At 41.5% G+C, this 25,079-nt stretch carries 22 protein-coding genes and 3 tRNA genes; 13 read left to right on the forward strand and 12 right to left on the reverse strand.

The features are described from left to right. Positions 1 to 95: 95 nt before the first annotated feature. Entirely contained in the window at positions 96 to 1,211 is a 1,116-nt protein-coding gene (gene ydiK / locus KDJ85_RS01810; RefSeq protein WP_225818353.1) for an AI-2E family transporter YdiK, read from the reverse strand. A 256-nt stretch (positions 1,212 to 1,467) separates the two neighbouring features. Here ydiK and ydiJ point away from each other — a divergent pair, with 256 nt between their 5' ends. The 9 genes from ydiJ (at position 1,468) to KDJ85_RS01855 (ending at position 12,274) form a co-directional block, all read left to right on the forward strand. Beyond that, the gene (ydiJ, locus tag KDJ85_RS01815) at positions 1,468 to 4,521 is read left to right on the forward strand and encodes a D-2-hydroxyglutarate dehydrogenase YdiJ (RefSeq protein WP_225818233.1); all 3,054 of its coding nucleotides are present in this window, start codon (positions 1,468 to 1,470) and stop codon (positions 4,519 to 4,521) included. Beyond that, a complete protein-coding gene (gene menI / locus KDJ85_RS01820) occupies positions 4,521 to 4,937 on the forward strand; it encodes a 1,4-dihydroxy-2-naphthoyl-CoA hydrolase (RefSeq protein ID WP_225818234.1) in 417 nt (138 codons plus the stop codon). The genes ydiJ and menI overlap by 1 nt, the downstream gene beginning before the upstream one ends. Before the next feature lie 413 nt (positions 4,938 to 5,350). Next, complete coding sequence (gene sufA, locus KDJ85_RS01825) at positions 5,351 to 5,719, forward strand: Fe-S cluster assembly scaffold SufA (RefSeq protein WP_047757040.1); 369 nt, start codon at positions 5,351 to 5,353, stop codon at positions 5,717 to 5,719. A 16-nt stretch (positions 5,720 to 5,735) separates the two neighbouring features. Beyond that, on the forward strand, positions 5,736 to 7,235 hold the full coding sequence (sufB, locus tag KDJ85_RS01830; protein ID WP_225818235.1) for a Fe-S cluster assembly protein SufB: 1,500 nt from the start codon (positions 5,736 to 5,738) through the stop codon (positions 7,233 to 7,235). A gap of 45 nt (positions 7,236 to 7,280) precedes the next feature. After that, positions 7,281 to 8,027 (forward strand): Fe-S cluster assembly ATPase SufC, encoded by a 747-nt coding sequence (gene sufC / locus KDJ85_RS01835; protein ID WP_047757043.1) that lies wholly within the window; start codon positions 7,281 to 7,283, stop codon positions 8,025 to 8,027. Further along, positions 8,002 to 9,309 (forward strand): Fe-S cluster assembly protein SufD, encoded by a 1,308-nt coding sequence (gene sufD / locus KDJ85_RS01840; protein ID WP_225818236.1) that lies wholly within the window; start codon positions 8,002 to 8,004, stop codon positions 9,307 to 9,309. The genes sufC and sufD overlap by 26 nt, the downstream gene beginning before the upstream one ends. Positions 9,310 to 9,313: 4 nt before the next feature. Beyond that, on the forward strand, positions 9,314 to 10,552 hold the full coding sequence (gene sufS / locus KDJ85_RS01845; RefSeq protein ID WP_225818237.1) for a cysteine desulfurase SufS: 1,239 nt from the start codon (positions 9,314 to 9,316) through the stop codon (positions 10,550 to 10,552). 36 nt (positions 10,553 to 10,588) lie between these two features. Further along, positions 10,589 to 11,005: a cysteine desulfuration protein SufE gene (sufE, locus tag KDJ85_RS01850; protein WP_225818354.1), complete on the forward strand. Its 417-nt coding sequence runs from the start codon at positions 10,589 to 10,591 to the stop codon at positions 11,003 to 11,005. Between the two features lie 204 nt (positions 11,006 to 11,209). Next, positions 11,210 to 12,274: a L,D-transpeptidase family protein gene (locus KDJ85_RS01855; RefSeq protein WP_225818238.1), complete on the forward strand. Its 1,065-nt coding sequence runs from the start codon at positions 11,210 to 11,212 to the stop codon at positions 12,272 to 12,274. Between the two features lie 96 nt (positions 12,275 to 12,370). Here KDJ85_RS01855 and KDJ85_RS01860 read toward each other — a convergent pair whose 3' ends face one another. The 6 genes from KDJ85_RS01860 to KDJ85_RS01885 form a co-directional block, all read right to left on the reverse strand. After that, positions 12,371 to 12,607 carry a major outer membrane lipoprotein gene (locus tag KDJ85_RS01860; protein WP_047756290.1) on the reverse strand — a complete coding sequence of 79 codons (237 nt, stop codon included), beginning with the start codon at positions 12,605 to 12,607 and terminating at the stop codon, positions 12,371 to 12,373. 415 nt (positions 12,608 to 13,022) lie between these two features. Continuing rightward, entirely contained in the window at positions 13,023 to 14,435 is a 1,413-nt protein-coding gene (gene pykF, locus KDJ85_RS01865; protein WP_206084038.1) for a pyruvate kinase PykF, read from the reverse strand. 405 nt (positions 14,436 to 14,840) lie between these two features. After that, positions 14,841 to 14,917, reverse strand: a tRNA-Val gene (locus tag KDJ85_RS01870). Positions 14,918 to 14,950: 33 nt separating this feature from the next. Beyond that, a tRNA-Val gene (locus tag KDJ85_RS01875) sits at positions 14,951 to 15,027 on the reverse strand. Between the two features lie 30 nt (positions 15,028 to 15,057). Next, positions 15,058 to 15,134, reverse strand: a tRNA-Val gene (locus KDJ85_RS01880). 156 nt (positions 15,135 to 15,290) lie between these two features. Next, positions 15,291 to 16,664: an MATE family efflux transporter gene (locus tag KDJ85_RS01885; RefSeq protein WP_225818239.1), complete on the reverse strand. Its 1,374-nt coding sequence runs from the start codon at positions 16,662 to 16,664 to the stop codon at positions 15,291 to 15,293. A 277-nt stretch (positions 16,665 to 16,941) separates the two neighbouring features. On the opposite strand from KDJ85_RS01885, the gene KDJ85_RS01890 reads away from it, so the two are divergent. Next, on the forward strand, positions 16,942 to 17,607 hold the full coding sequence (locus KDJ85_RS01890) for a riboflavin synthase subunit alpha (protein ID WP_225818240.1): 666 nt from the start codon (positions 16,942 to 16,944) through the stop codon (positions 17,605 to 17,607). A 189-nt stretch (positions 17,608 to 17,796) separates the two neighbouring features. On the opposite strand, the gene KDJ85_RS01895 is transcribed toward KDJ85_RS01890, so the two are convergent. The 3 genes from KDJ85_RS01895 to punC all read right to left on the reverse strand — a co-directional run bounded on the left by KDJ85_RS01895 (position 17,797) and on the right by punC (position 20,392). Beyond that, the gene (locus KDJ85_RS01895; RefSeq protein WP_225818241.1) at positions 17,797 to 18,069 is read right to left on the reverse strand and encodes a putative quinol monooxygenase; all 273 of its coding nucleotides are present in this window, start codon (positions 18,067 to 18,069) and stop codon (positions 17,797 to 17,799) included. A 24-nt stretch (positions 18,070 to 18,093) separates the two neighbouring features. After that, a complete protein-coding gene (locus KDJ85_RS01900) occupies positions 18,094 to 18,852 on the reverse strand; it encodes a helix-turn-helix transcriptional regulator (RefSeq protein ID WP_225818242.1) in 759 nt (252 codons plus the stop codon). Between the two features lie 316 nt (positions 18,853 to 19,168). Further along, positions 19,169 to 20,392 (reverse strand): purine nucleoside transporter PunC, encoded by a 1,224-nt coding sequence (punC, locus tag KDJ85_RS01905; protein ID WP_225818243.1) that lies wholly within the window; start codon positions 20,390 to 20,392, stop codon positions 19,169 to 19,171. Positions 20,393 to 20,515: 123 nt separating this feature from the next. Here punC and punR point away from each other — a divergent pair, with 123 nt between their 5' ends. Further along, entirely contained in the window at positions 20,516 to 21,427 is a 912-nt protein-coding gene (gene punR / locus KDJ85_RS01910) for a DNA-binding transcriptional activator PunR (protein WP_225818244.1), read from the forward strand. Here the strand turns inward: punR and purR are convergent, their stop codons facing one another. Next, a complete protein-coding gene (gene purR, locus KDJ85_RS01915) occupies positions 21,428 to 22,453 on the reverse strand; it encodes an HTH-type transcriptional repressor PurR (protein WP_206084044.1) in 1,026 nt (341 codons plus the stop codon). A 596-nt stretch (positions 22,454 to 23,049) separates the two neighbouring features. Next, the gene (gene sodB / locus KDJ85_RS01920; protein WP_225818245.1) at positions 23,050 to 23,628 is read right to left on the reverse strand and encodes a superoxide dismutase [Fe]; all 579 of its coding nucleotides are present in this window, start codon (positions 23,626 to 23,628) and stop codon (positions 23,050 to 23,052) included. 337 nt (positions 23,629 to 23,965) lie between these two features. On the opposite strand from sodB, the gene KDJ85_RS01925 reads away from it, so the two are divergent. Both KDJ85_RS01925 and KDJ85_RS01930 read left to right on the forward strand, forming a co-directional pair. After that, on the forward strand, positions 23,966 to 24,166 hold the full coding sequence (locus KDJ85_RS01925) for a hypothetical protein (protein WP_225818246.1): 201 nt from the start codon (positions 23,966 to 23,968) through the stop codon (positions 24,164 to 24,166). A gap of 521 nt (positions 24,167 to 24,687) precedes the next feature. After that, positions 24,688 to 25,032, forward strand: a complete 345-nt coding sequence (locus KDJ85_RS01930) for a Grx4 family monothiol glutaredoxin (protein ID WP_225818247.1) — start codon at positions 24,688 to 24,690, stop codon at positions 25,030 to 25,032. The last annotated feature ends 47 nt before the right edge of the window (positions 25,033 to 25,079 follow it).

The following is a 25,079-nucleotide window of genomic DNA, read 5'->3' on the forward strand; positions in this document are numbered from 1 at the left end:
AATGTTAAATATTGTTTCTAAATATTAATGCGAGATAAACCATTAATGAAACAAATATGCTTATCGATAAACATATCTGTTTCAATTAACTAAAACTATTTCTTAATCAAGAATTCTTCTTCGAGAAATTTTTCGGTTTCGCTGAGGTCTTCATTAGGAGGGGCAACTTCGTTCATCCAAGCTTTCAATAGACTGTATGAAACCGCCAAAACAACAGGGCCAATAAATAACCCGATCATACCAAATGATAAAATTCCGCCGATAACCCCAACAAGGATCAGTACCATCGGTAAATCAGCGCCCATTTTAATCAGCCATGGACGTAGTACACCATCCATGGTGGCCACTATTGCAGCCCAAATCGCCAAAATAATGCCCCATGTGGTGTCGCCAGTCCAAAATAACCATAACACTGAAGGGATCATGATTAATAAGGGCCCTAATTGCGCTACACAGCAAATAAACAGCAATACGGTCAGAATAGCCGCGTAGCTAATGCCAGAGAGTGCAAGGCCAATACCACCGACAATCGCTTGAATCAATGCAGTCACCACCACACCGAGTGCAACTGCACGAATGGATTGTGCAGCTAAGACAACAGCAGCATCACCACGGATCCCCGCCAAGCGAACGGCAAAATGACGCATGCCTAACATGACTGTTTCGCCTTTTAGGTAGAGTAAGCCACTAAAAAGCAACATTAATACTAAGTGGAAAACAAAGCGTCCTGCACTAATCGCTTGTGTGGCAAACCAACCCGCTGCTTGCCCAAAGTATGGCTGAATTTTTGCCAGCAGGGCGTTACCACCACTTGCGACCAAGCTGTGCCATGCGTAATAAATTTTCTCACCCACCATTGGAATGGTATTTAACCACTCTAAGTCTGGTAATGTAAGATTAGATGGCGATTTTGCTAGCTCAATAAGTGGGGAGCTATTCTCAATAATACTGCCGATTAAGATACCAAGTGGAATAACAAACAGGAGTAAAATGAGGAGAACCATCATTAAGGCAGCAAGCCATCTTTTATGCCATAGGCGTGCCTCGAGGCGCAATAACAACGGCCAAGTGGCAATGACCATCATTCCAGCCCAAACAAAACCCAGAATAAAGGGGTTAAGCACCCAAAAGCAGGCCGCTATCAGTAAAACGATGGATAACAGCCCGAAAATAAGTTTGGGAAGATCCAAACGTTTTTGCGATTTTTCCATTAATGATTGATCCTTAACAAATGAAAATTCTGCTTGTATGGCCTTTTTTAAGGTGAAAATAACGTAATTATTTTTCACGGTTAAAAAAAACAATATTGTGATATGGTTCATGATGACAATGTCATCAGCGGCTGTACTGTCTTTACAGGCTGTGAATACCATTTTTCATAAACCTAAGACACTATTGTGCAACTTAAAATAAAGATAGTACATAACGAGTAATGCGAACACTAAACAACAAGAGTCATCGTTAATAATGATCCCGCGTATATCAGAAGCACCTCATCTCAGCCAACTCGTCATCACGTTCTTGCATGAGTTACAAGAACAAGGTTTTACGGGTGATAATGGCACCAGTTATGCAGAAAGATTATCAATGGCGACAGACAACAGTATCTACCAGTTGCTGCCCCAAGCCGTCGTTTTCCCGCGTTCCAGTGCTGACGTGCAAATTATTACACGTGTTGCAGGGCAAGAAAAATACCGTGAGCTCACTTTTACACCACGTGGCGGAGGTACGGGAACGAACGGGCAATCCTTAACAGAAGGGATTGTTGTCGATATGTCTCGTTATATGAACCGCATTTTAGAAATTAACCCTGAGCAAGGCTGGGTTAAGGTCGAGGCGGGTGTTATTAAAGATCAGCTGAATCAATTTCTAAAGCCGTACGGCTATTTTTTCTCACCCGAATTATCGACCAGTAACCGCGCCACATTAGGCGGGATGATTAACACAGATGCATCGGGACAAGGTTCGCTGGTGTACGGTAAAACCTCAGACCACGTATTAGGCGTTAAAGCAATGGTATTGGGAGGTGAGTGCCTTGATACACGCGCTATGCCTATTGCGCTCGCCCAAACGATTGCGTCTGAAGATTCAATAATAGGACGTATCTATAAAACGGTTTTAGAACGCTGTCTTGAACAACGTCAATTAATTGAAACAAAATTCCCCAAACTTAATCGGTTCTTAACGGGCTACGATTTACGACATGTATTTAATGATGAATTAACGGAGTTTGACCTCACGCGTATTTTGACAGGGTCAGAAGGGTCTCTTGCCTTTATTACGGAAGCGACTTTGGATATTACGCCGCTTCCTAAAGTGCGCCGTTTAGTGAATGTGAAATACGATTCATTTGAGTCTGCGCTGCGCAATGCACCATTTATGGTACAAGCCAAAGCGTTATCGGTTGAAACGGTGGATTCAAAAGTCCTTAACCTTGCAAAAGAAGACATCGTTTGGCACTCCGTCAAAGCGTTAATTACAGATGTGCCAAACAAAGAAATGTTAGGACTAAACATCGTTGAATTTAGTGGTGACGATGAAGATGAAATTAATCAATTGACTGAAAGCCTGTGCCAGCGCTTAGATGAATTAATGGCAAGCAACCAAGCTGGCGTGATTGGCTACCAAACCTGTCATGATCTTGAAGATATCACTCGTATTTATAATATGCGTAAAAAGGCGGTTGGTTTACTGGGCAACAGTAAAGGGGCCGCTAAGCCAATCCCATTTGTTGAGGATACATGTGTCCCCCCTGAGCATCTTGCTGATTATATTGTTGAATTCAGGGCGTTGCTGGATAACCATAAACTCAATTATGGCATGTTTGGGCACGTGGATGCAGGGGTTTTACATGTGCGCCCTGCGTTAGATATGTGTGACCCGCAGCAAGAAATATTGATGAAACAAATTTCTGATGAAATTGTTGCATTAACAGCGAAATACGGAGGGCTCCTTTGGGGGGAACACGGTAAAGGTTTCCGCGCGGAGTATAGCCCTGAGTTTTTTGGTGAGGTACTGTACGGTGAGTTGCGCAATATCAAAGCAGCTTTCGACCCTGATAACCGTTTGAACCCAGGTAAAATTTGCCCACCAGCGGGTTTAGATGTACCAATGAAACAAGTAGATGGTATTAAACGAGGAACTTACGACAGGCAAATCCCTGTACAAATGCGTCAAGAGTTTCGTGGTGCAATGGACTGTAATGGTAATGGGCTTTGTTTTAACTTTGATGTGAAGAGCCCGATGTGCCCATCAATGAAAATCAGTGGGCAACGTATTCATTCACCAAAAGGGCGTGCTACCTTGGTGCGTGAATGGCTGAGATTACTTGCCGAGCAAGGTATGACACCAGAGAATCTTGAAAAAGGCATCATGCAAAGCCAACCATCATTACGCGGGGTGATTGAGAAAACACGCAACAGCTGGCGAGCTAAGCAAGGGGATTATGACTTTTCCCATGAAGTAAAAGCCTCGATGTCAGGGTGTTTAGCGTGTAAGGCGTGTTCAACACAATGCCCAATCAAAATTGATGTTCCATCGTTTAGAGCGAAATTTTTAGCGTTATATCACGGCCGTTATTTGCGACCAGTTCGTGATCATATCGTTGCGAATGTGGAATTAAGTGCGCCGTTACTGTCAAAAGCGCCTGGTGTTTTTAACTTTTTTCTACGTCAAAACATTGTGCAGAAACTCAGTGAGCGCACTATCGGCATGGTGGATTTACCGCTATTTTCGCAGCCAACCTTAAAACAAGAGCTTTCAGGCCATGCTGCAGTATCCATGACATTAGAGCAGCTTGAAGGGATGGGGGCAAGCCAACGGGAAAGCTATGTGCTAGTGGTGCAAGACCCATTTACCAGCTATTACGATGCGAAAGTTGTTGCTGATTTCGTGCGTTTAATCGAAAAATTAGGTTATAAACCTGTGTTGTTGCCGTTTTCACCGAATGGTAAAGCGCAACATATCAAAGGTTTTCTGGCCAAATTTGCGAAAACAGCCCGTAAGACCGCAGACTTCTTAAACCGCGTGGCAAAATTGCAATTGCCAATGGTGGGCGTCGACCCTGCGTTGGTCTTGTGTTATCGCGATGAATATCATGAAATCTTAGGCAAAGACCAGTGCCAATTTACAGTAATGTTGGCCCATGAATGGCTAATTACCTTGCCTGAACCACAAATTGCACAAACAAGCGAAGCACAGCCATGGTACTTTTTTGGTCATTGTACCGAATCGACAGCACTGCCAAACAGTGCGAACCAATGGGCGTCTTTATTTGCACGCTTCGGGCATCAGCTTAATAATGTGAGTGTGGGGTGCTGCGGAATGGCGGGGACTTATGGGCACGAGGTTGCAAACCTAGAAAACTCGAAAGGAGTTTATAACTTATCTTGGAAAGGGGCGATGTCGTCACTGCCTAAAGAGCGTTGTTTGAGTTCAGGTTATTCTTGTCGCAGCCAAGTAAAACGCATGGAAAATACGTTAATAAAACACCCAATTCAAGCCTTGTTGGAGATTGTTTAATGATTTGGAAACGTCAATTTGATTTAACGCAATTAGCTGAAATGTCAAAAACTTGCATGTTAGGGCACATTGGTATCGAAATCACCAAAGTGGGTGATGATTATATGGAAGGCACGATGCCTGTGGATGAACGAACGAAGCAGCCTTTTGGTTTGTTGCATGGTGGTGCATCCGTGGTACTGGCAGAATCACTAGGTTCTATCGCAGGTTATATGTGCACTGAAGGAGAACAGCGCGTGGTGGGCGTTGAAATTAATGCTAACCATGTTCGTGCAGCGCGTTCGGGCATTGTGCGTGGCGTTTGCAAGCCCATTCATCTAGGTCGCCGTCAGCAAGTCTGGAACATTGAAATTTTTAATGAGCAAGGCAAGCTATGTTGTACATCACGTCTAACAACCGCGGTGTTATTTGAGTAAATCCTTTCTTTGTCACGTCTACCTCGTTTTCGGGAAAATATCTCGAAAACGAGTTGTTGTTTTTATTAACTGACCCCATCTATATATTCAGATGAATGCATTTTCATTTTTCTCAAATAAATTAAGTTGTATAATAAATGCATCTTTATTAATTTGTGTCATTTTTGTGTATTTATTAGTACAAAATTCAATAAAAAATACAACTCTATTTATCTGTTATTTTTCATTGTCTTATATGTGTTATTAGTTGTTTTTGGTTAATAAATAAGCTTAATTTGGATAAAAAAAACGCTAAAATAGCTATAACCTCTTAAAACAAATGGTTGAAGTAGCATAGGTAATCATTACCATAGGGTAGACAGAGTTAATCTCCTGATAACAGGCTGAAAAGCCATAAGAAATGTGGGGTCAATATGACTGACGGTGTAGAGACATTTTCATTTGATGAAAACAATTGGCAGGGAGTTAGCCTGACACAAAGCGCTGCAAAACAAATCAAAAAATTGATGGTGCAAAACCCAAATACCAAAGGGCTTTCACTCGGCGTTAAACAGTCTGGCTGCGCGGGTTTCGGTTATGTTTTTGAAATGATCGAAAATCCAACCGACAACCATCTGTTATTTGAACTCGATGGCGCGCACCTTTATGTGCCAAAAGAAGCAATGCCATTTATTGATGGCACAGTCGTTGATTACGTCCAAGAAGGGCTGAATCAAATTTTCAAATTCAATAACCCGAAAGCCCAACATGCCTGTGGGTGTGGTGAAAGCTTCGGCGTTTAACATGTGAAGTCAGATTATGTCACAGAGCAATGTAGAAGTTGGCGATGATGTTCAAAGCTGGCTTGATGACCAGCGTTATAAAGAGGGCTTCTTTACGGAAGTCGCAACAGATGAAATGGCAAAAGGGATCAACGAAGATGTTGTTCGTGCTATTTCCGCGAAACGTAATGAGCCTGAGTGGATGTTACAATTCCGCCTTGATGCCTTTAATCACTGGAAAGGCATGGAAGAGCCCCATTGGCTCAAAGCGCATTACCCAAATCTTGATTATCAGGATTACAGTTATTATTCTGCGCCATCTTGTGGCTCGTGTGATGATACCTGTGGTTCCCAATCTGGGGCAACCCAAGCAACGGGTGTTGCCGAAACCAATAATTACTTAACAGCAGAAGTCGAAGAAGCTTTCAACCAATTAGGTGTGCCTGTTCGTGAAGGTAAAGCGGTTGCAGTGGATGCAATTTTTGACTCCGTATCAGTATCCACGACTTATCGTGAGGATCTTGCTAAACATGGCGTGATCTTCTGTTCATTTAGCGAGGCTATCCAAGAATACCCTGAATTAGTTCAGAAATACTTGGGTAGCGTCGTTTCAAGCAACGATAACTTTTTTGCAGCGTTAAATGCGGCGGTGGCTTCTGACGGCACCTTTGTGTACATCCCTAAAGGGGTGCATTGCCCAATGGAGCTCTCCACCTATTTTCGCATTAATGCAGCCAAAACAGGGCAATTTGAACGCACCATTTTAATTGCAGATGAAGGCAGTTATGTCAGTTATATCGAAGGGTGTTCTGCGCCTGTTCGTGATAGCTACCAGCTGCACGCAGCAGTGGTCGAAGTGATTATTCATAAAGATGCCGAAGTTAAATATTCCACTGTTCAAAACTGGTTCTCTGGTGGGGATAGCGAAGAAGGCGGTATTTTAAACTTTGTGACTAAGCGTGCTCTGTGTGAAGGCGAAAACTCTAAAATGTCGTGGACGCAGTCTGAAACAGGCTCGGCGATAACTTGGAAATACCCAAGCGTGATCCTTAAAGGGGATAACTCAGTCGGTGAGTTCTTCTCTGTGGCACTGACAAACGGTAACCAACAAGCAGATACGGGAACCAAGATGATCCACATCGGGAAAAACACCCGTTCAACGATTATCTCAAAAGGGATTTCTGCGGGTAAGAGCCAAAACAGCTACCGTGGTTTAGTCAAAATCCTGCCAAGTGCGCAAAATGCACGTAACTTCACGCAGTGTGACTCCATGTTAATCGGCACACAGTGTGGGGCACATACGTTCCCCTATGTAGAAGTTAAAAATAATACGGCACAACTTGAGCACGAAGCCACAACTTCACGTATTGGCGAAGACCAGCTGTTTTACTGCTTACAACGGGGAATTAGCGAAGATGATGCTATTTCTATGATTGTGAATGGTTTCTGTAAAGATGTGTTCTCGGAACTTCCATTAGAGTTTGCCGTAGAAGCACAAAAATTGCTGGCGATCAGCTTAGAGCACAGCGTTGGCTGATCCTTATCGAGTTTATTTGCGCGTGAGCGCTAAAGGCATGTAAATATGTTAAGTGTTAAAGATTTACACGTGAGTGTAGAAGGTAATGAAATTTTAAAAGGGTTATCTCTGGAAGTGAAACCAGGGGAGGTTCACGCCATCATGGGCCCAAATGGTTCAGGTAAAAGTACATTATCGGCAACGCTTGCGGGTCGTGAAGAATATGAAATTGATAGCGGTTCAGTGACCTTCAAAGGTAAAGATCTCTTTGAATTAGACCCTGAAGAACGAGCGGGCGAAGGTGTTTTCTTAGCATTCCAATACCCAGTTGAAATTCCTGGCGTAAGTAACCAATTTTTCTTACAAACAGCTGTTAACGCAGTGCGCGAATATCGCCAGCAAGATGCATTAGACCGTTTTGATTTCCAAGATTTTATCGAAGATAAAATTAAATTATTGGAAATGCCAGAGGATTTATTAGCGCGTTCAGTTAATGTCGGTTTCTCCGGCGGTGAAAAAAAGCGTAATGATATCCTGCAAATGGCCGCATTAGAACCACAACTGTGTATTCTTGATGAAACGGATTCGGGGCTGGATATTGATGCCTTGAAAATTGTCGCTAACGGTGTGAATTCACTGCGTTCTCCTGAACGTTCATTTATTATTGTGACACACTATCAGCGCATTTTAGATTATGTAAAACCTGACTTTGTCCACGTTTTATATCAAGGGAAAATCATCAAATCAGGTGATTTCAGTTTGGCGAAAAAACTGGAGGAGCAGGGTTATGGCTGGCTTATTGACCAACAGTGAAAGAGCACAAAAGCGTGCTGAAGTTGCTGCACTGAATGAGCAAGCTATGTCACGCTTTGCGAAGCTATTCGAACAACGCTTAGGCGAAAATTCACAGCACGCAAAAAACCATTGGGAGCAGGCTAAACAAGTCGGCTTACCTGCGTTTCGTCATGAAGACTGGCACTACACACCACTAAATAGCGTGCTGAATACGCAATACCAGTTTAGTGATGCAGATGCCGTCGCGAGTGAATGTGAAAAATTAGCCTTACCGATTGATGCTTACCGTATTGTATTAATTGATGGGCGCTATAGCTCAGCGCTGAGTTCTATTGATGTCGGGCCTTTCCAAGTGTCTCTGCTCGATAATCAAGATTTACTCCCTGCACCGGTTAATAGCGAAATCTTTTTGCATTTAACGGAAAGCTTGGCAGTACAGCCGTTAGTGATTCACTTGGCTGCGAATAAAATAGCAGAAAAACCCTTGTATTTACTGAATATTTCGAGTGGCAAAAATGATGAACAGGCGATGAATATCAGCCAGTATCGTTATCATTTAACACTCGATACCAATAGTAAAGCGCAGGTCATTGAACACTTTGTCAGTTTAAATGGTCAAGCGCACATGACGGGGAGTCGTTTAACTGCCGAAGTGGCTGACAATGCAGACTTTAGCCACTTCAAGCTAAATGTGGAAAATTCACAGGCGCAACATTTCGCTCATAACGATATTGTGGTTGGGCGTGATAGCCGCGTTAAAAGCACCAGTTTCTTGTTGGGTGCGGGTTTAACACGTAACCACACGAGTACTCGTCTTGATGGTGAAAATACAGAGCTTGAGCTTAATAGCTTATTGTTGCCAAAAGATAGTGAAATTGCAGATACGCGGACGTATTTGGAGCATAACAACAGTTTCTGCAACAGCCGTCAATTGCATAAAGTGATTGCGATGGACAGCAGTAAAGCGGTGTTTAATGGGATGATCAAGGTTGCCCCAAATGCGCTGAAAACTGATGGCCAAATGACGAACAATACCTTGTTGCTCGGTGATAAGGCTGAAATTGATACCAAGCCACAGCTTGAAATTTATGCAGACGACGTGAAATGTGGCCATGGTGCGACAGTCGGTCGAATCGATGATGAGCAATTATTTTATCTGCGCTCAAGAGGAATTGATGGTAAAGCAGCTAAGCATATGATTATCATCGCATTTGCTGCGGAATTGACTGAGTCTATTGAGTCAGAAGAGTTAAAGCACGCTGTGATGGCAAACATCCGCCAGCGCTTAGCGGAGGTTTAATCCCATGTCATTTGATGTTGCGTTAGTCAGGCAGGATTTCCCTGCCTTATCACAATCAGTGAATAACCATCCACTCGTCTATTTAGACAGTGCAGCGAGTGCGCAAAAACCGTTGCAAGTTATTGAGCGCGAGAGTGAATTTACGTTACATCAGTATGCCGCGGTTCACCGCGGCATTCACACGCTCAGTGCCAATGCGACAACCATGATGGAAGAGGTGCGCCAAAAGGCCGCAGATTTCATCAATGCAGGTTCAAACGAAGAAATTATTTTTGTTAAAGGTACCACCGAAGGGATTAACCTCGTTGCCAATAGCTACGGGCGCAAACATCTCTTTGAAGGCGATAATATCGTCATCACCGAAATGGAGCACCATGCCAATATCGTTCCTTGGTTTCTATTAGCCGAAGAAATTGGTTTTGAAGTGCGTGTGATCCCTATTTCAGATGATGGAACTTTACAGCTAGATAAACTCAATGAATTTATCGATGCACGAACACGGTTACTGAGCTTCACACATATTTCGAATGTGCTAGGCACGGTAAACCCAGTTAAAGAGATTATCCAGCAAGCACGTGATATTGCCTCGCAAAAAAGCAGTGAACTGGCAATTTTAGTGGATGGTGCCCAAGGTGCGATGCATCAACAGGTTGATGTACAGGATCTGGACTGTGATTTTTATGTGTTCTCGGGGCACAAATTATACGGGCCAACGGGTATTGGTATTTTGTTCGGGAAAAAGGCTATCTTAGATGTGATGCCACCATGGGAAGGCGGCGGGGCGATGATCCGCCAAGTTAGCCTAACTAAGGGGATTACCTTTGCAGATGCGCCTTGGCGTTTTGAAGCGGGCACGCCAAATGTGAGTGCAATTATTGGGTTGGGTGCCGCATTTGACTATTTAACTGCATTAAATTTACGCGATGTTTTTGCTTATGAAGCGCAAATTATGGCGTATGCATCGCAAAAACTCAAAGACATCCCGTCCATCAGGCTATACGGTAATGACCAACGTGAAGGCGTTTTGGCTTTTAACCTTGGTGAACACCATGCCTACGATGTGGGGTCTTTTTTGGATAGGTATGGTATTGCTATTCGAACAGGGCACCACTGCGCTTTACCATTGATGGAACATTACCACATTCCTGCTATGTGCCGTGCTTCGGTGGGAATTTATACCACTAAAGAAGATATTGATGCGTTATTCAATGCGTTACAGCGCATTAAAAAATTGTTAGGCTAAGCACAAAGAAATAAGTAAATGGTAAAGGAAGTGAGTATGCCTGCATTACCCGATGAAAATAAATTATTACGTAATTTTGCGCGTTGCCAGGATTGGGAAGAACGTTATTTGTATATGATTGAGCTGGGTGGTCGTTTGCCTGAACTTAATGAAACACAAAAAAGCGAGAGCAATCTTATAGCGGGTTGTCAAAGCCAAGTGTGGATTGATATGCAGTTACAATCTGATGGCACAATTGCCTTTGCAGGGGATAGCGACGCTGCAATCGTTAAAGGGCTGGTGGCGATTGTCATTATTCTTTTTCAAGGTAAAACAGCACAGCAAATTTTAGCGTTAGATGTAAAATCTTTTTTTGAGCAATTAGCGTTAGAACAACATTTAACCCCTTCGCGAACACAAGGGTTGAATGCGATGATCCGCACCATCTTAGCCCGTGCAAATGAATTAGTTTAATTTTACCGAGGGAGCAACCCAGTTCCCTCGTCTATTTCCCCCCTAACGTAGTGCTTTGTCAACGCTCTATCATCCAATAAAGATTTGTTCAATAATATTAGTTAACTAAAATATTCATTAAGTATTAAAGATATTAAGAATAGTTGCTATTATGAGCAATAATCATTGCATTATTGTAAGCACACTATTTTCCTTGGAGTAGGTATGAAAAGAGTTTTAACGGTGGCAAGTTTGTTTGTCATGAGCGCGTTGTTAGCGCCAGCTCAGGCAAAAGAGTACCCATTACCTGACAGTAACACCCGACTCATCGGGGAAAATTACACGTATGTGGTGCCGAATGATGGCCGTCCTCTTGAGGCGATTGCCAGTGAGCATGAAATTGGCTTATTGGGAATGCTTGAGGCAAACCCAGGAACTGACCCTTATCTGCCAGAAGCGGGTAAAGCGTTGATTATTCCTGCGCAAATGTTATTACCATCAACGCCAAGAACAGGTATCGTGATTAACTTGGCTGAGTTACGTTTATATTACTACCCTGCAAACAGCGACAATGTCGTTGTTTATCCAATTGGTATTGGCCAATTAGGTCGTGATACCCCAGAAATGGTCACGTCAGTCAGTCAATCGATTAAAGACCCAACATGGACACCGACAGCAAATATTCGTAAGAATTATGCAAAAGAAGGGATTACATTACCCGCGGTTGTGCCAGCAGGCCCTGAAAACCCAATGGGATTGTACGCTTTACGTTTGGCTCATGGTCGTGGTGAGTATCTAATTCATGGTACCAATGCGGACTTCGGTATTGGAATGCGCGTAAGTTCTGGTTGTATCCGTTTACGTCCCAATGATATTGAAGCACTGTTTAAAACAGTTCCAAGAGGAACTCGTGTCCAAGTTATTGACCAAGCAGTGAAATATTCTAAAGAAGCAGATGGCAGCTATTACATTGAGGTGCATCAACCATTATCCCGTTCGAGTCACGATGATCCACAAACCATGCCAATTAAGCTCTCTGACGATTTCAAGCGTTTTCTTGAAAACGAAGGGATTGATAAGGCTTTAGTGCAAAAAGAGCTTGCTAGACGTTCTGGAATGCCTGTACGTATAAATAATGATCAGGGTACTAATGAACCTGTGCATGAAAACCAATATGAAGGGCTAACTCCTATTGAGCCATTCACCATTTCACAGCCTGGCCCGATTTACGATGGTAAAATTGGCGCATTATTACCCACTAAATACCGCTCCTCTTTAGCTGCGCAATAATCGGCACAAAAAATAAGGGCCTATTTTCATAGGCCCTCATAAATACTATCAGCTTTTAAAAAGCGTCGTTTTAACTAGATAACGACCAATTCGAACTTATTTTTTGTAAGTGCGAACTTGGTTGTCCAGACGTTGGTTAGCACGTGCTGCTTCTTCTTGAGCTGTCTGAACATCAGAGCGCAGTGACTGAACGTCGTTGCTCAGCTGATCAACTTTACCATTCAGAGTTTGTACGTCTGAAGAGAGTTTTTGCACTTCAGTGCTGTTAGAACAACCCGCTAGTAATGCTGAAGCTAATACGATAGAGCCCAGTAGAATTTTAGTACGAATCATTATTTTACCCTCTAGATTGATTATCTTGAAAATATAAAGAGCAAGTCACCAAATAATAGAGCCAAGACGATTATCTTTAAGCTTGCTATATCCCTTTAAAACAACCTAATGAAAATTAGGGTATGGCACTTACTAAGTCTTATGCTAGTACTTAATTTAAAGATTTGCTAGAAATACTTTACATTTAGTCGTAGGAAAAAGAAGAAAAATTTAAATTAAGATTAATGAAGGTTGTTATTTGAACAATCAATGAGCGTTTTGTGATATTACGCTTAAATAGAGATAGGATATTTGCTAAAGAAACCTAAACGGACAAATAGTTAAGTCAAGGTAGCACTAAATGTTAACTCAAAATAGAAAAGGCCGATAATTGAATTAACAACTATCGGCCTTTTAGTATTCTATAAAATATTAATTATAGAACGTGAACAGAAGAGGTATTGGTTGTTCCGCTTTGAACTAATGCGCCGGACACCATCACAACGGCATCCCCTTCAACCGCTAAACCGCTTTCTAATGCAGCACGTTTACCTTCACGGTAGAAATCATCCGTAGAAGTGAAACCACCAACAATCATTGGGATCACACCTTTAACTAACAGTAATTGGCGTGCAGTTTCTTCATTCGTGGTTAAGGCAAGAATTGGTGCAGTCGGGAAGTATTTACGAACAGACTTCGCTGATTTACCACCGTAGGTCGCGACAACAATCAGTGGAACGTCTAGTTTTTCAGACATTTCAACCGCACCACGGCATACGGCTTCAGTAACACGTAAGCGCTGGCTTGGTTTTTGGTTGTCAATACGGGTTGGCATCACGCGGTCAGTACGTTCACAGATAGTTGCCATAATGGTTACAGCTTCTACCGGGTATTTACCTTTCGCACTTTCACCTGACAACATAACCGCATCAGTACCGTCTAAAATGGCGTTTGCTACGTCACCAGCCTCAGCACGAGTAGGGCGTGGGTTTTTGATCATTGAATCTAACATTTGTGTTGCTGTGATAACGACTTTGCGAGCCTTAACACATTTTTCAATCATCATTTTTTGCGCGAAGATAACTTCTTCAACTGGGATCTCAACACCTAAGTCACCACGAGCAACCATGATGCCGTCGGAGGCTTCTAAAATCTCATCAAAATTGTTTAAACCTTCTTGGTTTTCAATTTTAGAAATAATTTGGATATTTTCGCCGCCGTGTTTTTTCAGGTGTGCACGAATTTCTTCAACATCAGAGCGTTTACGGATAAATGATGCAGCAACGAAATCAACGCCTTGTTCACAACCGAACACAAGGTCTTCTTTATCTTTTTCTGCTAATGCAGGTAGACCAATTGAAACGCCTGGTAAGTTGACACCTTTTTTCTCACCAAGATCACCATTGTTTAATACTTCACAAACCACTTCAGTCGCGGTGACATTGGTGACTTTCATGCCAATAAGGCCATCATCGACTAAAACAGTGTTACCTACTTTTAGATCAGCTGTTAAGCCTGCATAGGTGACGGCAACTTTATCTTTATTACCAACGACAGATGTGTCTGTGGTAAAAGTAAAGGTTTGACCTGCAACGAGGGAAACATCGTTGCCGCCTTCTAGTTTCATGGTACGGATTTCAGGGCCTTTAGTGTCTAGCAGAATAGCTGCTTGCTTACCAGTTTTTGCACAAACAGAGCGAAGATTTTTGATACGTTGACCGTGTTCTTCATAGTCACCGTGGGAGAAGTTCAGACGCATGACATTCATGCCTGCATCTAAGAGTTGGGTCAGTTTTTCTTCAGATTCGGTTTTTGGGCCGATAGTACAAACAATTTTGGTTTTTTTCATGGCAGTCTATCTAAGGTTATAAAGGAAATCGGTATTGCCGCCGATGCTTAGTGCGCATGATAAACCTTGTTGCGCAACTCATTTATAAGAATAGGCGACAGTCTGGTGTTAAATTCAATATTATTATGAAACTTGTCACAATTTGATTCTAATTATAGTGTAGTCGACAAGTTTCATTAAAGCTAACATACTGATTTATTGCTGGTGAAACCTTTCAGCCAGCGAGAGTATTATAGACAACAAAAAACTGTGAGACAAATCAAATTTTACTAAATTGAATGAAGAGATAGCTAAGATCAATTATTCGGTTGATTTTGCGTGGGTTAAATTGTTGCGCAACAAAATAAGGCAAGTTTAACTGACAATCAAGGAAAATATTGGAATATAAATGAAGTAGTTAGGAAATGGTGCGTCCGAGTAGACTCGAACTACCGACCCCCACCATGTCAAGGTGGTGCTCTAACCAACTGAGCTACGGACGCACTGAAAAATTAACGTATTGTGTTAACTTGAAATGGTGCGTCCGAGTAGACTCGAACTACCGACCCCCACCATGTCAAGGTGGTGCTCTAACCAACTGAGCTACGGACGCACTGAAATTAACGTGTTGTGCTAACTAGAATGGTGCGTCCGAGTAGACTCGAACTACCGACCCCCACCATGTCAAGGTGGTGCTCTAACCAACTGAGCTACGGACGCGCTTAAAACTTCTAGCTGACAACGGGGACGAATATTAACGTTATGCTGTGAATCTGGCAAGGGGAAAATGTAATTTTGCGACAGTTTGCTCGTATTTAAAACTATCTGGTGCGAAATACATCTTCCCACACAATTAATTGCTTAAAAAACTGGCGATTAGCGTGTTGAACGTAACAGAACAACTTGCTCAGGTTGCTTATGGATCCACATAATTCGTGTTGCCATACCCACCGCTGCGGCGCTGAGTCCAATAATAAAGCCTATCCAGAAACCTTTGGGGCCCATTGCCGGTCCAACATAGTCGGTTAGTGCTAAAATATAGCCCGCTGGTAAACCTAATAACCAATATGCAGTGAACGTAATAAAGAAGATTGAACGCGTATCTTTATAGCCACGTAAAATTCCTGCGCCAATAACTTGTACAGAATCGGATAACTGATAGATAGCGGCATAAAGCATTAAACTAGTTGCTAAAACAACCACTTCAGGATTTTTGTTATACATCATTGCAATCGGTTCGCGGAAAACAGCGGTAAAAATTGCGGTAATTGTTGCAACCATTAAACCAACGGCAAGACCAGTATAAGAAGAGACTTTCGCCGCCTCAGTAGATTGTTGGCCTAAGTTATAACCGACGCGAATGGTCGCGGCGATCCCCAAGGATAATGGGAACATAAACATGACTGAACTAAAGTTCAGAGCAACTTGGTGGCCTGCAACAGCAACAACCCCTAATGGTGCAACTAACAGTGCAACAACGGCAAATAATGTAACTTCAAAGAATAGCGCTAAGCCAATTGGCGTACCTAACACAATAATTCGTTTTAAAATTAATGGATTTGGCGATGTAAAAGGTACAGTTGGACGAATATCGCGCTGAGCTGAAGCGCGTTTCACGTACCATCTCATCATCATGCACATTGCCCAATACACTGATGCAGTCGCGACACCACAACCAACCCCACCGAGAGCAGGTGCACCAAAGTGGCCATAGATAAAGATATAGTTAATTGGGATATTGACCATTAAGCCTAGAAAACCAATCACCATCCCCGGTTTAGTTTTCGACAGGCCTTCGCATTGGCTACGGTAGACTTGGTAGAATAAATACCCAGGCGCACCCCACATGATGGCATGTAAGAAACGAACGGATTTGTCGGCAAGTTCTGGGTCAATATGTGGCATGTTGCTAATAATTAGCTGGCTATTATAAAGCAAGCACATGATACCGAGGGCTAAAAATAGCGCTAACCACAGACCTTGTTGAATTTGATCGCCAATTAAGTTACGGCGGCCAGACCCGTTCATTTGAGCAACGATAGGGGTCAATGCCATTAGCAAACCTTGGCCAAAAAGAATAGCTGGCAGCCAGATGGAAAATCCAACTGCAACTGCGGACATCTCGATTTCACTGACACTACCCGCCATAACCGTATCGACAAACCCCATGGCGGTTTGTGAAAACTGAGCTAAAACGATAGGGATCCCGAGAGCCAACAAGCTACGCGCTTCTGTAAAATATTTCTGCACGCATACACCTTTATAATTAAAATAATGAAGAAAAAAAACGAGAAAAATAAATGATTTAGTGGTAAATCAACGTTTTATTAAAAAACCCTGTATTCTATCTCTTTTACCAATGCATTCCAATAAAGATATACTGCTGATTAATGAAAGAGCACTTTTGTCTCTCAGTACATTTGGTTACAGGTAGTTATTCAGTCTGTGGCCCATCACTCAAATAAGATAGATCTCAAAAAATTCTTAGGTAAACTGAACAAATTAATTCACGACACAGAGAGTCATTATGTTTACAGGTATTGTTCAAGCGACCGCTCCAATTATTGAAATTACGGAAAGAGCGAATTTTCGCACTCATGTCATGAAATTCACCCCTGAATTACTGGTTGGTTTAGAAACGGGAGCCTCAGTAGCCCACAATGGTTGCTGTTTGACGGTTACTAAAATTGATGGTGAAAGGGTTAGCTTTGATTTAATTAAAGAAACGCTCCGTCTGACGAATTTGGGTGCGCTACAAGAGGGCGATGTTGTCAATATTGAACGTGCAGCGAAATATGGAGATGAAATTGGTGGCCATGTGGTATCTGGACACATTATGACAACTGCAGAAATCAGTAAAATTTTCACTTCAGAAGATAATCATCAAATATGGCTATCTATTCATGATAAAGCATTGATGAAATATATTTTACATAAAGGTTTTGTCGCCATTGATGGAATTAGCCTCACGGTTGGTGATGTTATCAATAACCGCTTTTGTGTACATTTGATTCCTGAAACGTTAGAAAGAACAACATTAGGGCAAAAGCGTTTAGGGGATAAGATTAATATTGAGATAGATCCACAAACTCAAGCAATAGTGGATACTGTTGAGCGAGTGCTCAACCAAAAAGAACAAGAAAAGTTATTGCAACAAGGAAATGACGCTGCTGAAAAGGCTAAATCCGAATAATTCATCAACAGCGGAAAAGTATGAGGCTATAGTAGATATAATTATACTATAGCCTTAATAACATGAGAATTTTAGAGTTGTTAGGGGAGAGGTGTTTAATCAAGTGTAAAGTTGTTAGAAACATCGAATCATTAACATTACAGATTGCCAAAATAGCTAATTTGATTAAAACCTTGTTTTTTAAATCGGTTACTTTTCACTGAAATTAACAGAAAAGCTGGCGTTATCACGTTCAATCGCTTCAACTAAGCGCCTAAAGTGTGCACTGTTTTTGTGCATTTCGAGTGCCTGAGTGTTTTCCCACTCTTCGAAAACAATATAGCCGTTTTCTTTAGCCATAAGATCATATTGAATGCATCCTTTCTCACGGCGGCTTAGCTTTGCTAAGTCACGAACGATTTCTCTCGTTAAATACCCATCCGTTTTTTCAGTTGTAATTTGGGCATACACAACAATACTCATTCCGTTCTCCTTATGTATTAAGAACTATCTTAATGGGTACTTGGTTTTTGTATTGTAAAAAAGCGAATAATCTGATTTTAAAAAGGCGGACGGGGTCATAGTAAAGTATCTTTTGAAATCTCGATAAAAATGAGATTGATCATAATAGCCTGTTTCAAACCAGCGATAAGTATCTTGATCTATTACCATGGTTTTTAAAACGTGTTCTAAGCGGCAATTGATCTGGTAGCGTTTGGGGGTAATACCGTACTCTTTTAAAAACTCTTTTTGAATGACACGCAGATGCAAACCTGTCTCATCGGCAATATCGGTGATTTTTTTTGTTGGATTACGATAGAGTAATTCGATGATTTCATCCGTGAAATGCGGCTTTTTGGTCGCTTTAGTTTGAGTAAAGCAATCTAACAGCTCTTTAAAAGAGGAATTGGCAAGTGCTTCAAACCAGTTATCTTGCCAAATATCATCAAGGGCAATGGGTCTATCCGTATAATTGAATGTCCGTTGGGGTAACAAAAAGCGCAATGCGTCGTGGCGAATACGCAATACCATGGTTTTTGCATGATTAGGGTTTGCTGTAAACGTATTGATTCTCGGTATGATAAGTTGAAATGAGTTAGTCGTAGAGTGGCCGTCAGCAGACATACAAATTGGATTCGATGAAACCCAAATTTCAGCCCCTGTTCCTGGAAAAATTTTAATCGCACTGGTGAATTCTTTGATAATCAAAATAGAACTAACAAAGCCTTTCAATTCATCTGGTGGATAATACTGTTTCAACATCATACTTGAGCACTCATTATTTGATATAGTAATGATAGCGTTTTTTGACAAGAAAAATAACCATTGAAAGCATGAGTTTTAGAAGATAAAAAAATAAAACAACTTTTTTTTAGTGAAATACGCTTTAATTAGATAAAGGTCGCTAAGGGATAATGCGTTAAACCGCATTTTTAAGCAAATGCCACCTGTTACGGAATATGACAAAAGCGTAGTCAACGCCTACAGTTAGCTTAAGAATAGTATATTTGATGAATGGGGGAGTGATAATGAAAAACTGTACCGCATAGTAGCGGCACAGCGTATAACGAGTCTAAAGCAATTAATTTGCTTGGCAATCAACTGGTTTTAACGTTTTTTCATCTTTGACAGCGCAGCGCTGCATAAAATAACCAATCACCATTGGAATAATGGTAAAGGCCATCACACCCGTTGTTGCAAGAAGTGGGTCAAAAGTTAAAGCGGAAACTAACAAGCTGGCTAAGAAGCATAAGCCAAGTTGTAAAGCGTTTTGTAATGCCGCTGCTTTACCACTTGCCGTAGGGAAGGTATTTAATGCTTTTGAAACAGCTATTGGATACGATGCTCCGTTCATGGCAGCCATAAAGCAAAATGGAATTAAAATCATGGTTAATGATGGTTCGGTATAGATAGCCATGATGAATAAGATAGACATGCTAACGGCATAACCAATTAAGAGTAGTGGGAATAAGATCTCAGCACGCACCTTGGCCAAAACAAGACGACAACCATAGCCACCAACAATGAAAGCGAGTGTTTGGGGGATATAGCTCAATCCAATATCAGCTGGGTTAAAGCCCATATTACGTAGAATAAAGGGGGAGCCAGTTAACCAAGCAAAAAAGCCTGCACTGCAAGAGGCATAGACTAAGACGTTACCACTAAAAATGGGGGAGCTTAGTAACTTACCAAATGAGATTTTGGTTTGAGGCTGGTTTTCATCTTCGTGATTTTTTACAGAAATATTTTTGAGGAAAAATGTCGGTAAGAGTAATAAAACACCGACAGCCATTAAAATTAAAAAGATAGCTTCCCAAGTTTGGTGTTCAAGCACCCATGCACCTAATAACGGCGCAAGTGCAGGGGAGAGTGCAACTAATGGCATGATGGATGCGAAAACTTTTTGTGTGCTTGCTTCATCATAACGGTCGATAACAAGGGCTTGCCATAAAACGGCGGCGGAGCACACACCAACGGCTTGTAAAAAACGCAAGGTTAATAATTGTGTCGCTGTAGTGGCCCAAAAAATCGCTAAGCTGCTCACAATAAAGATAGTAAGACCAACGATGAGCACAGGCTTGCGGCCAAGTTTATCTGAAAGTGGGCCCCAAAGTAGCTGAGCAAACGCGAAGCCTGCTAAAAAGATACTGAGAGAAGCACTGATAGCCCCTTCGGTTGTGTGCAAAGCGGTCTGCATTGCACCAAAAGCAGGCAGGTACATATCAATGGCTAAAAACCCCAACATGCTTAATCCTGCTAGGTACAGCATAAATCCAGGGGAATTTTTTTTCACAGTCGTCGTCATAATGATTTACTTATCTGATATTTAAAAAAATGTTAACGGTAATGACATTGTATAGGCTATTTTTTTGTCTTGTGAAACGGTAATATTTGGATCTTGCTATCAAAATATTTGAAAGGAAAGGTTATGTGGTCAGCTCATGCACTTGAAGTGATTGATGCCGTTGCGCGAACGGGGAGTTTCAGTGGTGCCGCAGATGAGTTGCACCGCGTACCTTCAGCAATCAGCTATACCGTCAAACAAGTTGAAGAATGGTTAGCCGTTCCCTTGTTTGAACGTCGACACCGCGACGTCGTTTTAACCGAAGCCGGGCTGATTTTTATTAAAGAAAGCCGTTCTGTTATCAAAAAAATGACAGAGACACGTCATCAATGCCAACAAGCGGCTAATGGTTGGCGTGGGCAGTTCAGCATTGCAGTTGACTGCATCGTTAAACCACAACGGACTGAGCAACTTATTCTCGATTTTTATCGCCATTTCCCTGACATTGAATTGTATATACACCCAGAAGTATTTAATGGTGTTTGGGATGCCTTAGCGGATGGCCGCGTGGATGTGGCGATTGGTGCCACCCGAGCTTCACCGATTGGCGAACGTTACAGCTTTCGTGATATGGGGTTTATGTCGTGGATGTGTGTCGCAAGCCCTGAACATCCGTTAGCAAAAATAGAACATAGCCTAACAGACGATGAAATGCGTGCATATCCAAGTTTGTGCTTAGAAGATACTTCTCGAAGTTTACCTAAACGAGATACTTGGGCGCTGGATAACCAACGGCGTTTAGTGGTTCCCTATTGGGAAAATGGCTTAGCTTGTTTGGCAAATGGCCTGTGTGTGGGGATGGTACCCGAACATCGAGCAGCCCCTTTATGCGCAGAAGGTAAACTGGTGGAATTGACATTAGCGCAGCCATTTCCACCCAGCCCATGTTGTTTAACATGGGTAGAAAAAAATACCTCTCCCGCACTGAGCTGGTTATTAGATTACCTTGGCGATAACGAAACGCTCAACGCAGAATGGTTATCAACATCATATTGATTATCGACGATAGTCAATAAATGGCCCATCAGCAACTGAACGACGCTCAACAAGACGAGGATGAACTTCGATAGTTTGAGCGTCTTCGCGCTTATTCACTATACGGTCTAATAACATAGCGAACGCCATTTGCCCCAAACGTTCTTTAGGTTGGTGGATAGTCGTCAATGCAGGCGTAAAATAGCGCGCATTGCGCACATTGTCGTAACCGATGATTGAGATATCTTGTGGAACGCGCAAGCCCATTTCATCTGCCGCACAAATTGCCCCCATTGCCATGATATCACCACCACAGAAAACGGCGGTAGGGCGCTGTTTATGGCTCAAAATCTGCATCATCGCTTTATAGCCAGACTCAGGCTCAAAATCCCCTTGGACAATCCATTCATCTTTTAAGGTCACTTTGGCTTCTTCCATTGCTTTTTGGAAGCCAGTCAGACGCCCAATCCCAGTATTCCGCTCAAGGGAGCCTGGGATCACACCAATATCACGATGTCCTCTATCAATGAGATAACGTCCTGCGAGATAGCCCCCATGGAATGAATTATCGATGATGCTATCGGTAAAATCCCCTCTCGATGTACCCCAATCCATGACCACCATCGGAATATTGCGATAATCTTCGAGCATGCCAATGAGTGTATCTGGGTATTCTGAACACATTACCAGCAGGCCATCGACACGTTTTTGTGCAAGCATTTGCAAGTAGGCTTTTTGTTTACCCAAATTATTATGAGAGTTACAGAGGATCAGCGTGTAGCCTTTTTCATAACAGCTGTTTTCAACAGATTCAATAACTTCAGCAAAATAAGGTGCCTCACTCGAGGTTGCTAACAAACCAATTGATTTCGTGTGATTCACTTTTAAACTACGGGCAACCGCACTAGGTGAATAATTGAGCGCTTTGATGGCAGCCCAAACCGCCGCTTTGGTGTCATCAGCCACAAAGCGCGTTTTATTAATAACATGGGATACGGTGGTGGTAGAGACGCCAGCGCGTTTCGCCACATCTTTAATCGTTGCCATGGGGGAATAAAACTCCTGACCAACTATAGGTCTCTCTAAGAATTCTAGTTAAAAAATTACCTGCATATTGATGCATAGATCCTTTGCTGGCAATAATTTAGCGATTTGTTGTCGATTTTGTCTGATCTAGCGCAAAAACGAAAGAAATAATTGATGTTATAACATGTGATATAGACACTGGTTTTGCTTTTTTGGATGTGTATACTTAATAACCTTATAGTTTGAGTGGTTATTGTTAATTCAATTTTGTTAGGATGAGAGGAACTCATGGATACAGATGTTAAATATGGATTACTAGCTGCGCTGGGTTCATTAGCAATGATTATTTTTATTGCAGCACATATCTTCTAATTTGTGTTTCATCTTCATTGGGTGAATGCATAAGGGCGAGTCTTAACTCGCCCTTATGCTGTTGGCAAAGCAGGATAAAAGCGTCGTTTTTCCTGCTTTGTGTTATCAGCCGAAAATCAATAAATTGATTTTCCTTATTGATTTTCAAAGCCTATTCAACCTGCTGCCAAACCTAATCGGTTTGTCAGTAGTCTGAGGGCGAGTCTTAACTCGCCCTTAATCTATCTAGAATAACTGTTTAATAATTACGCTAAATTTTCTTCTACAAATTTCCAGTTAACTAATGCCCAGAAATTTTCTAAATATTTAGGGCGCGCATTACGGTAATCAATGTAATAAGCGTGTTCCCAAATATCAACTGTTAACACAGGTTTATCATCACCAGAGATCGGTGTTGCTGCGTTAGAAGTATTAACAATTGCTAAATTACCATCGGCTTTTTTCACTAACCAAGTCCAGCCAGCACCAAAGTTTTTGGTTGCTGCATCCGTAAATTGTGCTTTAAACTCGGCGAAAGAACCAAATGCTTTATTGATAGCGTCTGCAACTTTCCCCGTTGGTTCGCCACCTGCATTTGGCGCTAAGCAGTGCCAATAGAAGGTATGGTTCCAAACCTGAGCCGCATTGTTAAATACCCCTGCTTCAGAAGTCTTAATGATTTCTTCTAACGATTTACCTTCAAAATTAGTGCCTTTGATTAGGTTGTTTAAGTTAACAACGTAGGTATTGTGGTGCTTACCGTAGTGGTATTCTAAGGTCTCAGCAGAGATATGAGGTTCTAAAGCATCTTTTGCATACGGTAGAGCGGGAAGTTCAAATGACATAACGTACTCCTTGATTGCTTTTGTATCAAAACATATGGGTGTTTGCTCGTAAAGTGAGCTAAATTTTGTACTTTATTGTTTATCTACAGTTTTTTGCCAAATGGCCTGTATGATTCTTAATATATTAATAATAACACGATTAACCCTACAAAGGGTAAATGTAATCGCGTTAATCTCATGTTAACCATAAAATATTTGAATAAACTTTTATTGTTATTGGATTAAGTGATGTATTCGGTTCTTACATACAGAGAATATGTAGAAATAATCACGAGTGAGAGTGGATCTAAAGGGCTGTCATCAATGGGGAAATACTACAGAGGGTTGACGTAATGCTTTGAATTTTTTAGTGTTTATTTGCCATTGGTTGGCATTAGTTCCAGCCAATGAACGTTCTAATCAAAAAAATGACATTGATGAAAATGATAGCTGTAAGCAAGTAGATAAAAGCCTTGAAGAAAAGGGGGGTTATGTCTGGTTGCACCCGATCTTTAATAATAAAAAATATCATAAATACAAAAAATGGGATGACGATTAGTAAGGCTGTAATGGGGTTGCTATGCATAAGAATTATATTTTAGAAAAATATAATTCTATCCTTATTGCAGAGTTGTGCAAGCATGATGAGAGAGCTATGTGGGGCATATCAAGTAGATTTACGTTGCCAAGTATCGTTATACCGTATTTTATTGCTACCTTCAGGTTGATTTCTTGTCATTTGTTTAGATTAATGCAAAACAATTAGCAAAATATGAAGTTAAACATATTGTGAAGACATCAAATTAGCAGATAGGCCGCCGTTAAATATAGTTGATATACTCTTAGTGAAAATGATGTTTCGCTATAAAACCAAGGCATAGTTTTATTTGACTTGAATCATAAATAAGTCACAATAGTAACAAATCAAAGGAGGGGGATTCCCCCTCTTTTTTCATACAATAGCCGTTGACATATTCAAAGCAAAATATCGCATTACGTAGTATATTTTAGGGCTAAAAATCAATCATCTGATTGATAAATAAGAATATACTAATCATGTTTAATGTTAAGGAAGTAAAAATGACAACAATTGAAAGAATTGAGCGCCAAATTAAAGAAAACCCAATTTTATTATACATGAAAGGTTCTCCAAAACTTCCGAGCTGTGGTTTTTCAGCTCAAGCAGTTCAAGCCCTATCTTCATGCGGTGAGCGCTTCGCTTATGTTGATATTTTACAAAACCCAGACATTCGTGCCGAATTGCCAAAATATGCAAATTGGCCGACTTTTCCTCAGTTATGGGTAGATGGCGAGTTAGTTGGAGGTTGTGACATTATTATGGAAATGTTCCAACGTGGTGAGCTGCAATCGCTAATCAAAGAAACTGCGGATAAATACCGCCCAGAAGATGGCGCTAACGCGTAATCACTGGTAATAATTTAATAGTAATAAAAAACCGCAGTAGATAAAAC

The organism is Providencia vermicola (genome assembly GCF_020381325.1).
Taxonomy (GTDB): Bacteria; Pseudomonadota; Gammaproteobacteria; order Enterobacterales; family Enterobacteriaceae; genus Providencia; species Providencia vermicola.